The organism is Polynucleobacter necessarius (genome assembly GCF_900095205.1).
GTDB classification, from domain to species: domain Bacteria; phylum Pseudomonadota; class Gammaproteobacteria; order Burkholderiales; family Burkholderiaceae; genus Polynucleobacter; species Polynucleobacter necessarius_E.
The window spans coordinates 559,832-573,645 of sequence record NZ_LT606951.1 but is presented as its reverse complement, the minus strand read 5'-3'; the positions used below and the strand labels follow the sequence as shown (position 1 = coordinate 573,645).

The following is a 13,814-nucleotide window of genomic DNA, read 5'->3' as shown; positions in this document are numbered from 1 at the left end:
GTTCCTAATGAATTAGAAAAATGATTGCTGGCTTATGGGGATCACCATCCGTTAGATAAAAAACATCAATCCCGTTAATGTGCGCAATACTCATTACCGCTCCTAAACTCGCTCAATAATTAATGCAATACCTTGACCTACACCTATACACATAGTGCAAAGGGCGTATTTGCCTTTAGTACGAATTAACTGATACATCGCTGTTGTTACTAAGCGCGCGCTCGATGCTCCTAAAGGGTGTCCTAAAGAAATTGCACCGCCGTTTGGATTAACATGTCCGGCGTTGTCTGGAAGACCAAGATCACGAGTCACTGCTAGTACTTGCGCTGCGAATGCCGCATTCAATTCAATGACATCCATCTGACTTAGCTTTAAACCAGCTTTCTGCAAAACTTTCTTGACCGCAGGAGATGGGTCAAACCCCATAATTCTTGGGGCTACACTAGCTGCAGCAACTGCAATAACACATGCTTTCGGGGTTAATGAATGCTGTTTAATACCAGCTTCTGAGGCCATGAGTAATGCACAAACCCCGTCATTTACACCCGATGCATTACCTGCAGTAACTGTTCCACCCTGCTTCACAATGCTTTTAAGTGAAGCCAACGTTTCTAAAGTGGTTAACCTTGGATGCTCATCTTTTGAAAATACGACCGGATCACCTTTCTTCTGAGGAATGGTTATCGGAATAATTTCGTCATCAAATATTTCTGATGCCTGTGCCTTTGCAGTACGCTGTTGACTAGTAAAAGCAAATAAATCTTGATCGGCACGAGAAATCCTAAAGTCTTCTGCAACGTTTTCTGCTGTCTCGGGCATTGAATCGACACCATACTGAGCTTTCATTAGCGGATTGATAAAGCGCCAACCAACGGTTGTGTCCTCAATCTTGGCCGATCTTGAATATGCAGAATCGGCTTTACCCATTACAAACGGGGCACGAGACATGCTCTCAACACCACCGGCAATCATCAAGTGATTTCCACCTCCCTTAATTGCATTGGCAGCTATTCCAATCGCATCAAGGCTAGATCCGCATAATCGATTGACTGTAGATCCGGGAACCTCTACTGGTAAACGCGCAAGCAAAGAAGCCATTCTTGCGACATTTCTGTTGTTCTCGCCTGCTTGGTTGGCACAACCAAGAATGACATCATCTAATGCTGCCCAATCAACAATATTGCGCATCATCAAAGCTTGAATTGGCAATGCAGCTAAGTCATCAGCCCTCAAACCTGCAAGGCTTCCACCATACCTACCAAATGGCGTACGAACGGCATCACATATATAGGCATTTTCTATTTTCTTCATGACTTATTCCTTGCTTAATGGGGCATCAGTAAGTGACTGAAGCTCTTCAAAGCTCAGGCCATCAACCATTTCTTTGACCAACAACCCATTTGGAGTCACATCAATTACTGCTAAATCGGTATAAATTCGACTCACACATTTCATACCCGTGAGCGGATAAGAACAGCTCTTTACAATCTTGGGTTCACCGTTTTTGGTGACATGTTCCATAGTGACAAAGACGTTCTTGGCACCAATAGCTAAATCCATGGCGCCGCCAACAGCTGGGATCGCATCAGGAGAACCGGTATGCCAGTTTGCGAGGTCACCATTTTCAGCAACCTGAAACGCACCTAATACACAAATATCTAAATGACCGCCGCGCATCATGGTGAATGAATCGCCATGATGAAAATACGATCCACCGTCTAGCAAGGTAATAAATTCTTTACCTGCATTAATCAGATTAGAGTCCTCACTACCCTTCTCAGGTGCAGGCCCCATTCCTAAAACGCCGTTCTCGCTTTGTAAAAATATTTCTTTATTGACGTCTAGGTGATTAGCAATTTTGGTTGGAAGACCAATACCCAAATTCACATAAGAACCTTCAGGGATGTCTTGAGCAACTCTTTGCACAATTTGCTCTCTAGTTAAGCGTTGATATGCCATTTCTAATTTTTCCTTAAACTGCAACCACATGCTTAACAAAAATTCCTAGATAATCACACACTCGGGATCTAATGCGCCTAGAGGAACTATTTCATTTACCTGGGCAATCGTGCACTTTGAAGCAGTGGCCATGATTGGGCCAAAGTTACGAGCGCTTTTGCGATAAATTAAATTACCCCAGCGGTCACCCTTAAAGGCTTTAATCAAAGCAAAATCGGCATAAATCGGATATTCAAGAACGTAGCCTTTGCCATTAATGACCTTGCTTTCCTTACCTTCAGCGAGCAGCGTTCCATATCCAGTAGGTGTATAAATTGCACCCAAGCCAGCGCCAACAGCTTGTATACGTGCCGCTAAGTTTCCCTGTGGAACCAGTTCTAGTTCAATTTTTTCGCGTAGTAAAGCTTATCGAACTCATATGAGTCGGCCTGCCTTGGAAAAGAGCAAATAATCTTCTTGACCTGACCGGCTTTTAGCAATGCCGCAAGTCCGTGGTCTCCATTGCCAGCATTGTTGTTAACTACAGTCAATTCTTTTGCACCATGGTCAATTAAGGCATTAATCAGTTCAGCTGGTTGACCAGCCGTTCCAAAGCCACCAATCATGACTGTTGAACCATCTTCAATTTTCTTTATCGCATCAAAAATTGATGCTGATGTTTTATCAATCATTTTCCTGTTTACTCTTTAATTTCAATAAATCTTTATCAAAAACAACGTATGCAATAGAGCCGATCACAATCCCCCAAAACGCTGATCCTAATCCTAAAAAGCTCATCCCAGAAGCGGTGGCTAAAAGTGTGATTGCGGAAGCTTCCCGATGCTCAGGCTCTTCTAGCGTGCTCATCAGATTGGAAACAATGGCTCCAAACAGTGCTAAGCCGACTAGAAGCGAGATCAGCTCTTTTGGAAGGCCAGTAAAAATCAAGACAATGGAGCTCTGGCTAGGATGCCGCCAATCAAAAAGAAGATTCCACTAAAATGCCGGCAACATAGCGCTTATTAGGGTCCTCATTCGCTTCTTTACCAGCGCATAGAGCAGCTGTAATAGCGGCTGTTGTAGTAGTAATGCCGCCGAAAAAAGCTGTCACCAAAGACATAAAGCTTGTAAAGGTAATGATTGGCTTAGCGGAGACGTGATAGTTAGAGAGCTTTAGGATAGCCATGCCTGGCAAGTATTGGCCTGTTAGGCTAACCAGTACTAACGGGATTGCAAAACTAAATGTCGATTCCCAACTCCACACCGGCGCAATAAATATTGGATGTGCTAATGACAGATTGAAGCTGTTTGGGTTTACTTCACCCATTTGATACGCGAGTCCGATGCCTGAGAACAGAACAATCAAGATTGCATATTTCGGCATCAATCTTTTGAGTACTAGATAAATACTAATCATCGAGAGTGCCAGAACAGGCATTGTTGATACAGATTTAAATATATTGACGCCAAACTGAAAAAGAATTCCCGACATCATTCCAGCAGCAATTCCTTTGGGTATATGTTTTATTAGCTTGTCAAAAGTACCTGCGATACCAATTAAAAGGATGATCGAAGCCGCAGTAATATAAGAAGAAATTGCCTCATTAACCGACATATGCGGGAACAAAGTAATGAGAAGCGCAGCCCCGGGTGCAGACCAAGCTGTAATGGTGGGCATTTTGTACTTCCAGCTGAGGTACATCCCAGAGATACCCCCTCCAAACGATACAGCCCATACCTAGGAGGAAAGGATTTCATTTGAGATTTGGGCCAGAGATGCAGCCTGAAAAAATATCAACATCGGTCCTGCATAGGAAAAGAATAGCTCTAACCTGCTCATCGATCGTGCCGTACCGATGCATCAAACTTGAATCGATCGTCTGATCGATGATTCCTTGATACCAAACTTCTTCTTATTTGGATAATTTATTCTTATTTCGAGGGATCTTTCTTGGCGGAGCTTCAGTCCCACCAGTAACAACCGCATTAAAACGAATGCCATCTTTGGCATGCTCAAACGCCAAACTAGCCGTCATTGCATTCACGCCACCCTTAGCGGCGGCATAAGGAATACGATGAAATGCTGCGGGTTGCAATAAAAGAAATGTTCACAACAACACCATGTTGTTGCTTAATCATGACGGGCAGAACAGCCCTGCAACACCACAGGGTTGGAAATAATGAACGGCGAATCTCCGCTTCTATTTGATCTTCATCATAATTCTCATAAGGCTTAGCCTAAATAGTGCCGCCTACATTATTGATAATAATGTCGATCTTTTTAAATGCCTTTACCGCCCTCAGAAATTAATTGTTTAGCGCCTGCATAGGTTTCTAGATCTACCTTGACGGTTAAAGACTTTGCCTTTAATTTCGCAATCTTTTTAGCAACATCATCAATCAAATCTGATCGATCGGCTAACACAACCTTAGCCCCTTCTTTTGCCAAGGCGATTGCAACGCCTTCACCAATTCCCTGGGCTGCCCCAGTGACAATAGCTACTTTATTTTTGAATCTCTGTGCTTGAGCCATCATGCACCTACAGCACTTGGAGAAAATTTTTCAAATAGGAAATTAGCCGGAGTAACACCTGCGCCTGCTAGCCAATTCCTAACTGCATCCACCATTGCTACCGGGCCACACAAATAAACATCAACATCGCCCTGATTTAACCACTCATTTTCAATGTGTTCTGTGACATATCCCTTGCGATCATGACCGCTCTCAGCAGAAGCAACCACAGTCCGATATTCAAAACCAGGCAATTTGATCTTCATGGCCTCAAGCTGATCTAGAGCGACCAAATCCATATCATTTGTCACACTAAAAACCATCTTGATTGGATGATCAGGTCCCGATACAGCCAAATACTCCAGCATCGATAAAAATGGTGCAATGCCAGTGCCGCCGGCTAAAAATAAAACAGGTCGCTTGATTTCGCGAAGATAGAAACTGCCATTTGGGCCAGCAAAAGAAATTGACTCTCCTGGTTTAGCAATGTCAGACAAATAACTGCTCATCCGCCCATTTGGCACATTACGCACCACAAATGAGGCAACTTGCGCGCCAGGACCAGAGCTGAACGAATATGCTCTCGTTAAATCTGTACCTGGAATTTGTACATTGACGTACTGGCCAGGCAAAAAAGTTAATGAGCTTGGATCGTCTAATTCAATTGAAAAGCTAATCGTTGAATCAGAAAGTTTTTCAACTTTAGCAAGTTTGCCCGGAAATGAAGAGGAGCCAGTCTTGCATGCGGCAGAAGATGCAGGGATCTTTTACTACACAGTCAGACTTTGGTTTCATCTGACATGCCAAAATCTGGCGCTGCGCAGCTTCTTCTGGAGTAAGCGCATCTTCAATATAGCTTGATTCTGGTAAATCATAGTCACCAGATTCACATAAACCGCGGCAGGTGCCACAAGCGCTATCTCTACAATCGAGCGAAATGTTGACCTTCTGACGATATGCAGCATCAGAAAGTTTTTCATTTTCGTTGCAGGTGATGAAACGGGTCACCCCATCTTCAAACTGTAGTGCAATGTTGTAGCTCATAGCGTTCTGCCGTTTAGATTAAATGTGATAGATATCAATTACTTGACTGATGTAATCATTCTTGAGAGCTACGTACTTATTTAAGATTTTTGGCTTGTCGCCAGAAAAATCGATTACATAACGAGACATACCAAAGTAGCTGTAATTGGTTTTGTAACGATGACTCAAGGTGTGCCAGTTGAAACGTACGGTGCAAATATCACCATCACGTTTTTCTAATTCCACATTAGTAACGTTGTGACAAGTTCTGGTATCTGGCATGGTCGCGCTTGAGCGTTCAGTCTTGATACGGAATACTCGATCTTCAAGGCCTTGGCGATTTGGGTAATAAATCAAAGAAATTTCTTCTTGTGGATTAGTTACCAACTCATCGTTATCGTCCCAAAAGAGCATCCAAAACTCTGCATCTGGGCTGTAGCATTCAAGCCATTCATCCCACTGCTCATCATCAAGCAAGCGGCTTTCGTAATACAAATACGCGTTGATATCTAAAATGGAGATTGTTTTCATGCGTTCACCTGCTCTTGCTCAACTGCTTTTTTCATTGTTTCGAGCCAATAGCGGTGCTGCACTGTATACAGGCCCTCGTCTTCTGTTTTCAAGCCGCTCAATACAGGCTTCAATCCAATCTCTTTAGCGGCATCATCTGCACCTTCAATCCAATGCTCTGAACCTCGGCACATATCGTTCCATTCAATATTCTTTGCAGCAAAACCTTCTTGGCACGCTCTAAATTCTTCCAAGTCATCTGGAGTGGCCATACCGCTGACGTTAAAGAAGTCTTCGTATTGACGAATTCTTCTAGAGCGGGCTTCTGCTGATTCTCCCTTTGGAGCGATGCAATAAATAGTGACTTCAGTTTTATCAACAGCTAAAGGACGTAATAAGCGAATTTGCGATCCAAACTGATCCATCAAATACACGTTTGGATAAAGACATAAATTTCTAGAGCGCTCAATCATCCAATCAGCGATAGGTTTTCCGAACTTGTCTGAAAATTCTTGATGTCTTGGGAAATTAGGGCGATCTTCTGGACTTGCCCATTTGGTCCACAACAGCATATGGCCGTGGTCAAATGAATAGAATCCACCACCCTGCTTGCCCCACTTGCCAGCATCCATTGCCTTGATATTGTCTTCGCGAATCGCTTCTTGTTCTTTACGATGATTAGTCGTTGCAGCGTAATTCCAGTGAACTGCTGAGACGTGATATCCGTCTGCGCCATTTTCTGCCTGGAGCTTCCAATTGCCATTAAAGGTATAGGTTGAGGCACCTTTTAACACCTCAAGTTCATCAACTGATTGATCCACAATCATGTCAATAATTTTGGCTGCTTCACCTAAGAAATCTTTCAAAGGCGCAACATCATCATTCAAGCTACCAAATAAGAATTCACGATAACTTTCAAACTTAGGCACCTTTTTAAGGTCGTGAGAACCTTCTTTATTAAAGCATTCTGGATAATCGGTCTCTTCTGGATCTTTAGCCTTCAGTAACTTTCCGCTGTTATTAAATGTCCAGCCGTGGAATGGACAAGTGAAAGTCGCTTTATTGCCGCGCTTACGACGGCATAACTGGGCACCACGATGGCTACAAGCATTCATCATTGCGTTCAACTCATCTTGACGATTGCGTGAGATGAAGATAGGTTGACTGCCAATATAAGTAGAGTAGCGATCATTAATATTGGGAATCTGGCTTTCATGCGCCAAATAAATCCAATTTCCCTCAAAGATATGCTTCATCTCTAATTCGAATAGGTCTTTATCAGTAAAAGCACTGCGGTGAAGACGGTAATCGCCCTTCTCTTTATCTTCAATCAAAAATTCATCAAGACTTTTGAGTTTTGGACTGTTATCTACATGAATTGGAATCATTTTTTATCCTTTTATGAACGGGGGGTGCAAGCACCCCTCATTCAAATTAAGCAGCGAAGTGAGCTCTATCAACAATTCCTGCAGCAGCTCCAGGCTTCTCAACTACCAAATGGAGATCAAAATCAATGGATACATAAGGTTTATTTAAGCCTTTTGCTTTGATTGCTTCTGGATCTGTTACACGAACTAGCGGTGGAATCAAACCTTCGCGACTAGCAAAAGCGAAGTCATCCCAGAGATACTTATCACCATCAATATTGATTTGAGTGGTTAACTTTCTATGACCAGGCGCTGTTACAAAGTAGTGCACGTGCGCTGGACGCTGACCATGGCGACCCAAAAGACTTAACAATTTATGGGTGGAACCATCTGGAGGGCATCCATAACCACATGGCACGATGCTATGAATGGCATAATGACCATTTTCATCGGTAATGATGGTGCGGCGCAAATTATAAGGAGGTTGAGTTTTGTCAAAGAATGAATAGCCACCCAATGTATTGGCTTGCCACATTTCTACCTTTGCATTAGCTAATGGCTTACCATCCGCGCCATAAACTGTGCCCTGCATAAACAGTGGGTCCGCTTTATCTACCTCAGAGCCATCATCCATGCGAGCAAGGCCCTTGGACTCTGGTGCGCCAGCAACATACAAAGGTCATTCAATTGTGCGAGGAGTGCCCACCTACCAAGTCCGCCTTCTCATCCGCCTCATCAGCACGTATATCTAAGAAGCGCTCTAAACCAATACCAGGAGCCAAGAGGCCTAATTCATTACGAGCACCAGCTTCTGAAAAATACTCCAAACCCTTCCAAAACTCTGTTGGAGTAATGTCTAAGTCTTCAATCGCCTTACATAAATCCCCAACCAAGCGAAGTGTAATCGCCTGAACACGTGGATTTGCAGGAGAATCGGCTGCGTCTACGATCCATTCTTTTGCTAATTTTCAATATCTGTATGTTTCATTTTTTGTCCTTACTAATTAATTTGATTTAATAAATTTCAATGCTGTGGATTAAGTGTTTTCAATGAATTAACTGTCATCCTCCCTTACGGAAGATGGATGTCTGCACAATGGCATTACTTCAATTTGCATATATGGAAAAAAGTGGCAGTGTAGAAATAGCCGTATGTAGCTCATCAACACTTGCTACATCAAAAATGCTGATATTTGCGTACTGACCAGCGATGCGCCATAAGTGACACCACTTTCCAGATGACTGCAACCCTTGGGCAATTTCTTTCTCTTTAGCCTTTAGGGCAGTGGCTTCCGCTTCCGACATATCTGGCGGCAAATTAATATTCATACGTACGTGAAATAACATGCTGTCTCCTCTTTAGGCGCTAATCAAATCAACTTGGTCAGATTGACCCTGTTGACGTTTTAAATAATTGATTTTTTCCATATCCAGCTGAATGCCTAGACCAGGTCCTGTCGGAACTTGCAAGCTGAAGTCTTTGTAGACCAATGGCTCAACTAAGATTTCTTCAGTAAGTAGCAATGGTCCAAATAGCTCTGTGCCAAATGAAAGATCATGGAATGTAGAAAATACGTAGGCAGAGGCTGCGGTGCCCACAGCGCCTTCAAGCATGGTTCCACCGTATAAGCTGATACCAGAAAGCTCTGCGATCGTCGCAACTTGTAGCGCTGGAAATAGTCCGCCTGATTGATTAATCTTCACAGCAAAGACATCTGCTGCAAATTTATTTGCAAGTTCTAATGCATCACTTGGCCCATGCAAAGCCTCATCAGCCATGATGGCAACATCAAATTGATTTGTGAGACGAGCCATACTTGCTTTATGTATTGCCTTGACTGGCTGCTCAATTAAATCAATGCCGCCTGCCTGTAATGCTGCAATTCCCTTTACCGCATTCAACTTGCTCCAAGCCTGATTCACATCTACACGAACGCTAATATCATCACCAAGAGCTTTTTTAATTGCCAATACATGCTCTACGTCAGCCTGTACTGAACGTAATCCAATTTTGAGTTTGAAAATGTTGTGACGGCGAAGTGAAATCATCTTCTCCGCTTCAACAATATCTTTTTCGGTATTGCCCCTAGCCAAAGTCCATGCCACTGGCAACTGGTCTCGAACTCGGCCACCAAGCAATTCGCTTACCGGTACACCAAGGCGCTTACCGGTACACCAAGGCGCTTACCCTGGGCATCTAGTAAAGCTGTTTCAATTGCACATTTCGCAAATTAATTACCTTGAATGGTTGTACGAAGCTTATACACAACCTTGGCAACCTGATCGGCCTTCATGCCGATAATGAGCGGAGCAAAATAAGTGTCAATATTGGTCTTGATACTTTCAGGACTCTCTTCTCCGTAATTCAGCCCACCAATAGTAGTGGCCTCGCCCCAACCCTCAATTCCATCCGCGCAGCGGATGCGCACCAAAACCAGTGCTTGAGAATTCATCGTGGCCACAGATAGCTTGTGGGGGCGGATGGTTGGCACATCAACTATTAGGGTTTCTACTGACTTAATCATATCTATTTCGTATAGTTTTCGGATAAATGAACTCTAATCAGTCCTTTTTAACTAGTCCAAGACTGATTTGGTATCCTTTCGATACTTAAAAGGTATATATATGGAATTAAGGCATCTACGCTACTTTGTCGCCGTTGCAGAGGAAAAAATTTCACTAGAGCAGCGGAAAGACTCTTCATTGCTCAGCCACCACTGAGTAGACAAATCCAACAATTAGAGGAAGAGCTTGGTGTAACGCTGTTTGTCAGGAACTCTCGCCCACTCAAGTTGACGGATGCGGGTAATTTTTTCTACGAGCATGCAAGGCAAGTATTGGCGAGAACAGGTGAACTTAAAGCGATGACGCAAAGAGTTGGCAACATTAATCGTGTATTAAATGTCGGGTTTGTTGCATCAACTTTGTACGGAAAATTGCCGAAGATTATTCGCAAATATCGCGCGAAATTTAATTCGATTGAATTGCGTATGTATGAGATGACCACCATGGAACAACTCAAAGCACTCAAGGATGGAAAAATTGATATTGGCTTTGGACACGTTCGACATGAAGATGCGAACATCAGAAGAATTGTTCTAAGAGAGGAGAAATTAATTGCTGCCGTACCCTTTGAGCACCCGCTCTCAAAGCCCACCAAACCGATTAATTTAAAAGATTCGTCTGAAGAAACCTTAATTGTCTTTCCGAAAAATCCACGCCCTAGTTTTGCCGACCAAGTTCTCAACGGATTTAAGGAAAGAGATGTTCACCCAAAGAAAATCATTGAGGTTAGAGAATTACAAATTGCCATTGGCTTAGTGGCTGCAGGTGAAGGGGTATCCATCGCACCGCTCAGTCTTCAAGACATGAAAAGGGATGATGTCGTCTACCTAGAACTTAATGAAAAACATGCCTACTCGCCAATCATTATGAGCACAAGGTCTATGGATAAATCAGAGGAGATCAAAGCAATGCTTGATCTCATATATTGCATCTACGATGAAGAAGGAATTAGCTATAGTCGCGAAGAGTTATAAGTTATTGCTTTTTTATGCAGATGATTTTGCAATAAAGAATGCTCTAGGGACTAGCGTACACCACACCATCACCCATTTGTCCTGTCTGACAGATTGACACGATCTTATCCATGAGTGCAGGAGCGATTTCAGCATTACAGACAATTTCTATGCGAACTTTCGCCGAATAGTCAGTCAGCTCATCTTTAATATTGGCTTTACCTAATTTTGACGGTGCACTACAACCCTCAACCTTACTCACCGTCATTCCCGGAAAGCCCGGGGTCTCTATTAAAACTGTTCTGAGAGCAGGCAATTTATTTGGGCGAATCACCGCCTTAACTTCCATCATGCTTCCACCTCTTTCTCTTCAAACCATCTATACAAGACTGGTAATACCAATAGGGCTAGAGCCGTTGATGTAACCAGCCCCGCGATCACAACCGCAGCTAGCGGACGGAGTAACCTCGGATCCGGGGCTGCCCCTGAGAACAACATGGGTACGAGAGCGAGCATTGCTACTGAAGCCGTCATCATGACAGGCCTAAAGCGATGTCCGCAACCATGAAGCAATGCATCCTCCATGCGGTAGCCATCCCTCACGCAGTTGTTTGATAAATGAAATCAGAACCACTCCATTGAGAACGGCGATACCCCATAAATTAATAAATCCTACCGCTGCAGGAACCGAAAGATATTCGCCCGTAATAAATAATCCAAATACCCCACCAATAGAGGCAAATGGCAGAACTAGAATAATGAGACCTGCTAAACGGATCGACTTAAACAACATAAACAATAAGAAAAAGATTGCCAAGACAGTTAAAGGAATAATGATCATGAGGCGTGCCATAGCTCTTTGCATATTTTCAAGCTGGCCACCCCATTGCAATGTATAGCCTTGGGGCAGTTCAACATTCTTTGCAATTAACTCCTGCGCCTCTTTTACAAAGCCACCCAAGTCCCGCCCCTCCGCATTCACCCCAACAACTAAACGCCGCCTACCTGACTCACGTGAAATTTGCGCAGGACCTTCAATCACAGTAATTTCTGCCAAGTCCCGCATCAACACCTGCGCCCCATCAGGCGAATGAAGAATAATGTTTTCAATTGCATCAACATTATTTCTGTATGAACTTGGGTACCGCAGAACCAATGGGAAACGTCTCTCTCCCTCATAGATAGTGCTAGCCTGCTTGCCACCTATAGCTGTTTCAATGACTTCATTGACATCAGCGACATTAATTCCGTATCGAGCAATAGCATCACGATCGATCTTGATATTAAGATAATTTTGTCCAGAGGCTTGCTCAATCCGCAAGTCATTACTTCCCTTCATCTTGCTTAAAACCTGTCTAATTTGCGAACCTAGTTTTTGCAACTCAGCTAAATCCTCGCCAAAGATTTTGACTGCCACTCGAGAGCGCACGCTCGAAACCATTTTATCAACACGGGCAGCAATCGGCTGAGAAATTGCCAGTTCAATTCCGGGCAAGGTTTTTAATTTCTCACGAATTTGCTGAGCAATCTCTTCTTGACTAGAAGCTCTGTCCCCCAAAGGTTTTAAGCGTTACGATGGGGTCGGACTCATTAGGTTGACCAGGGTCTGCGGGGGATTCCCCTTTGCCCAGCCTAGAGACAGCCATTTCTACGCCCGGAATAGTCATGATCCGTTTAATAGCCTCAAACTCCAATTTAATGGATTCATCCAAAGAAATATTCGGAGCACGCACGATCACCGGAGTAATAGATCCTTCTTGCATTACCGGTATAAATGCCTTACCTAACATAACAAACCCAACCAAGCTAACACCCAATGCGATGAGGGATCTCTTCACGACCAATTTGGGATTTGCCAAACTCCAATGCAATCAACGCTCATAGGGAGCACGTAATTTTTTAACGACCTTGGTATCGTCTTCACTGCCGCCCTTCAAAATATAAGAACACAAGACCGGCGATAAGGTAAAGGACAAGATCAACGAGATGGTTAAGGCAATAGCAATGGTAATAGCCATTGGGGCAAACATCTTACCCTCCATACCTTCTAGAGAGAGCAAAGGCATGAAGACCAAAATGATGATGCCACCACCAAATAGCACTGGTTTGCCAACTTCAGATGCCGCCTCAAGAATGATGCGGTTCTTCGATTCTCCCGCCTTCAGGCGCTCACCTAGTTTTGCAAATGTATTCTCTACTACCACTACTGAGCTATCCACCATGATGCCAATTGCAATTACAAGACCCCCTAAGGACATCAAGTTAGCCGAAATGCCATAGCGATTCATAACTAAAAATGTCAGTAGCGGCGTGAGTAATAGAGTAGCTACAACAATGAGCGATGAGCGCACATCACCCAAAAACAAGAACAATAAGATGATGCCCAGAATGACGCCTTCAATCAAAACCTTTGCCACATTAAACATTGCGGCATTCACAAGATCAGTACGGTCATAGAACGGCACTATCTGCAGGCCATCAGGCAATAACTTTCCTTCGTTGATTTCTGCAACTTTTAGCTTGATACGATTGACGACTTCTCGTGCGTGACCACCACGAATCATCTAAATGATTCCGGCAACGCTTTCCGCATCACCATTCTTGATGGCGGCGCCTTGTCTAATACCGCTTCCTATTGTGACTTCTGCTACGTTTTTCACATATACCGGAATACCTTTTACTTCCTTCAAAATGATCTTGCCAATATCTTCTGGCTTATTAATCAATCCTAGTCCGCGAATGAGATATCGCTCTGCATAACTAGGTAGTTGACCTCCTCCTGAATTAGCGTTATTCCAAACAAGAGCTTGATAGACCTTATGCAAACTAATTTGATAATGTCGCAGACGCTCTGAATTCACTAGTACCTGATACTCTCTTGCGTAACCACCCTGAGTATTGATTTCAGCAACCCCAGGTATAGAACGCAACATGGGACGCACAATC

The 13,814-nt window shown here is 43.5% G+C and carries 9 protein-coding genes and 8 pseudogenes; 1 reads left to right on the top strand and 16 read right to left on the bottom strand.

What is annotated here, in order from left to right; all coding sequences use genetic code 11:
- Positions 1-102 precede the first annotated feature (102 nt).
- The 12 genes and pseudogenes from pcaF to DXE37_RS03110 all read right to left on the bottom strand — a co-directional run bounded on the left by pcaF (position 103) and on the right by DXE37_RS03110 (position 9,875).
- Positions 103-1,311: a 3-oxoadipyl-CoA thiolase gene (gene pcaF / locus DXE37_RS03160; protein ID WP_269460276.1), complete on the bottom strand. Its 1,209-nt coding sequence runs from the start codon at positions 1,309-1,311 to the stop codon at positions 103-105.
- Positions 1,312-1,314: 3 nt separating this feature from the next.
- Positions 1,315-1,959: a 3-oxoacid CoA-transferase subunit B gene (locus DXE37_RS03155; RefSeq protein WP_114637522.1), complete on the bottom strand. Its 645-nt coding sequence runs from the start codon at positions 1,957-1,959 to the stop codon at positions 1,315-1,317.
- A 13-nt stretch (positions 1,960-1,972) separates the two neighbouring features.
- A pseudogene (locus tag DXE37_RS03150) lies at positions 1,973-2,630 on the bottom strand (3-oxoacid CoA-transferase subunit A).
- Positions 2,623-2,886, bottom strand: coding sequence for a benzoate/H(+) symporter BenE family transporter (locus DXE37_RS13345; RefSeq protein ID WP_269460275.1), 264 nt, complete (start codon positions 2,884-2,886; stop codon positions 2,623-2,625). Before DXE37_RS13345 ends, DXE37_RS03150 begins: the two are co-directional and overlap by 8 nt.
- Before the next feature lie 31 nt (positions 2,887-2,917).
- A complete protein-coding gene (locus tag DXE37_RS03145) occupies positions 2,918-3,616 on the bottom strand; it encodes a benzoate/H(+) symporter BenE family transporter (RefSeq protein ID WP_269460274.1) in 699 nt (232 codons plus the stop codon).
- Positions 3,617-3,692: 76 nt separating this feature from the next.
- Positions 3,693-4,471: pseudogene (locus DXE37_RS12215) on the bottom strand (1,6-dihydroxycyclohexa-2,4-diene-1-carboxylate dehydrogenase).
- Positions 4,471-5,494 (bottom strand): annotated as a pseudogene (benC, locus tag DXE37_RS03135) (benzoate 1,2-dioxygenase electron transfer component BenC). Before benC ends, DXE37_RS12215 begins: the two co-directional pseudogenes overlap by 1 nt.
- Positions 5,495-5,512: 18 nt before the next feature.
- On the bottom strand, positions 5,513-6,004 hold the full coding sequence (gene benB, locus DXE37_RS03130) for a benzoate 1,2-dioxygenase small subunit (protein ID WP_114636553.1): 492 nt from the start codon (positions 6,002-6,004) through the stop codon (positions 5,513-5,515).
- Positions 6,001-7,371, bottom strand: a complete 1,371-nt coding sequence (benA, locus tag DXE37_RS03125) for a benzoate 1,2-dioxygenase large subunit (RefSeq protein ID WP_114636552.1) — start codon at positions 7,369-7,371, stop codon at positions 6,001-6,003. Before benA ends, benB begins: the two co-directional genes overlap by 4 nt.
- A gap of 46 nt (positions 7,372-7,417) precedes the next feature.
- Positions 7,418-8,338: pseudogene (catA, locus tag DXE37_RS03120) on the bottom strand (catechol 1,2-dioxygenase).
- 67 nt (positions 8,339-8,405) lie between these two features.
- Positions 8,406-8,697: pseudogene (catC, locus tag DXE37_RS03115) on the bottom strand (muconolactone Delta-isomerase).
- A gap of 12 nt (positions 8,698-8,709) precedes the next feature.
- A pseudogene (locus DXE37_RS03110) lies at positions 8,710-9,875 on the bottom strand (muconate/chloromuconate family cycloisomerase).
- Positions 9,876-9,975: 100 nt separating this feature from the next.
- Here DXE37_RS03110 and DXE37_RS03105 point away from each other — a divergent pair.
- Positions 9,976-10,889 (top strand): annotated as a pseudogene (locus DXE37_RS03105) (LysR family transcriptional regulator).
- 43 nt (positions 10,890-10,932) lie between these two features.
- Here the strand turns inward: DXE37_RS03105 and DXE37_RS03100 are convergent.
- The 4 genes and pseudogenes from DXE37_RS03100 to DXE37_RS13330 form a co-directional block, all read right to left on the bottom strand.
- Entirely contained in the window at positions 10,933-11,220 is a 288-nt protein-coding gene (locus tag DXE37_RS03100) for a P-II family nitrogen regulator (protein ID WP_197713063.1), read from the bottom strand.
- A complete protein-coding gene (locus DXE37_RS13340; RefSeq protein WP_269460273.1) occupies positions 11,217-11,453 on the bottom strand; it encodes an efflux RND transporter permease subunit in 237 nt (78 codons plus the stop codon). The genes DXE37_RS03100 and DXE37_RS13340 overlap by 4 nt, the downstream gene beginning before the upstream one ends.
- Positions 11,413-12,426 carry an efflux RND transporter permease subunit gene (locus tag DXE37_RS13335; RefSeq protein WP_269460272.1) on the bottom strand — a complete coding sequence of 338 codons (1,014 nt, stop codon included), beginning with the start codon at positions 12,424-12,426 and terminating at the stop codon, positions 11,413-11,415. The genes DXE37_RS13340 and DXE37_RS13335 overlap by 41 nt, the downstream gene beginning before the upstream one ends.
- A pseudogene (locus DXE37_RS13330) lies at positions 12,407-13,801 on the bottom strand (efflux RND transporter permease subunit). The gene DXE37_RS13335 and the pseudogene DXE37_RS13330 overlap by 20 nt, the downstream one beginning before the upstream one ends.
- Between the last annotated feature and the right edge of the window lie 13 nt (positions 13,802-13,814).

What these genes read in the sequence shown, in the direction of transcription:
- DXE37_RS13340 (WP_269460273.1), bottom strand. Translation starts at nt 11,453, where the DNA reads ATGGAGGATGCATTGCTTCATGGTTGCGGACATCGCTTTAGGCCTGTC.
- pcaF (WP_269460276.1), bottom strand. Translation starts at nt 1,311, where the DNA reads ATGAAGAAAATAGAAAATGCCTATATATGTGATGCCGTTCGTACGCCA.
- DXE37_RS03145 (WP_269460274.1), bottom strand. Translation starts at nt 3,616, where the DNA reads ATGCCCACCATTACAGCTTGGTCTGCACCCGGGGCTGCGCTTCTCATT.
- benB (WP_114636553.1), bottom strand. Translation starts at nt 6,004, where the DNA reads ATGAAAACAATCTCCATTTTAGATATCAACGCGTATTTGTATTACGAA.
- DXE37_RS03100 (WP_197713063.1), bottom strand. Translation starts at nt 11,220, where the DNA reads ATGATGGAAGTTAAGGCGGTGATTCGCCCAAATAAATTGCCTGCTCTC.
- benA (WP_114636552.1), bottom strand. Translation starts at nt 7,371, where the DNA reads ATGATTCCAATTCATGTAGATAACAGTCCAAAACTCAAAAGTCTTGAT.
- DXE37_RS03155 (WP_114637522.1), bottom strand. Translation starts at nt 1,959, where the DNA reads ATGGCATATCAACGCTTAACTAGAGAGCAAATTGTGCAAAGAGTTGCT.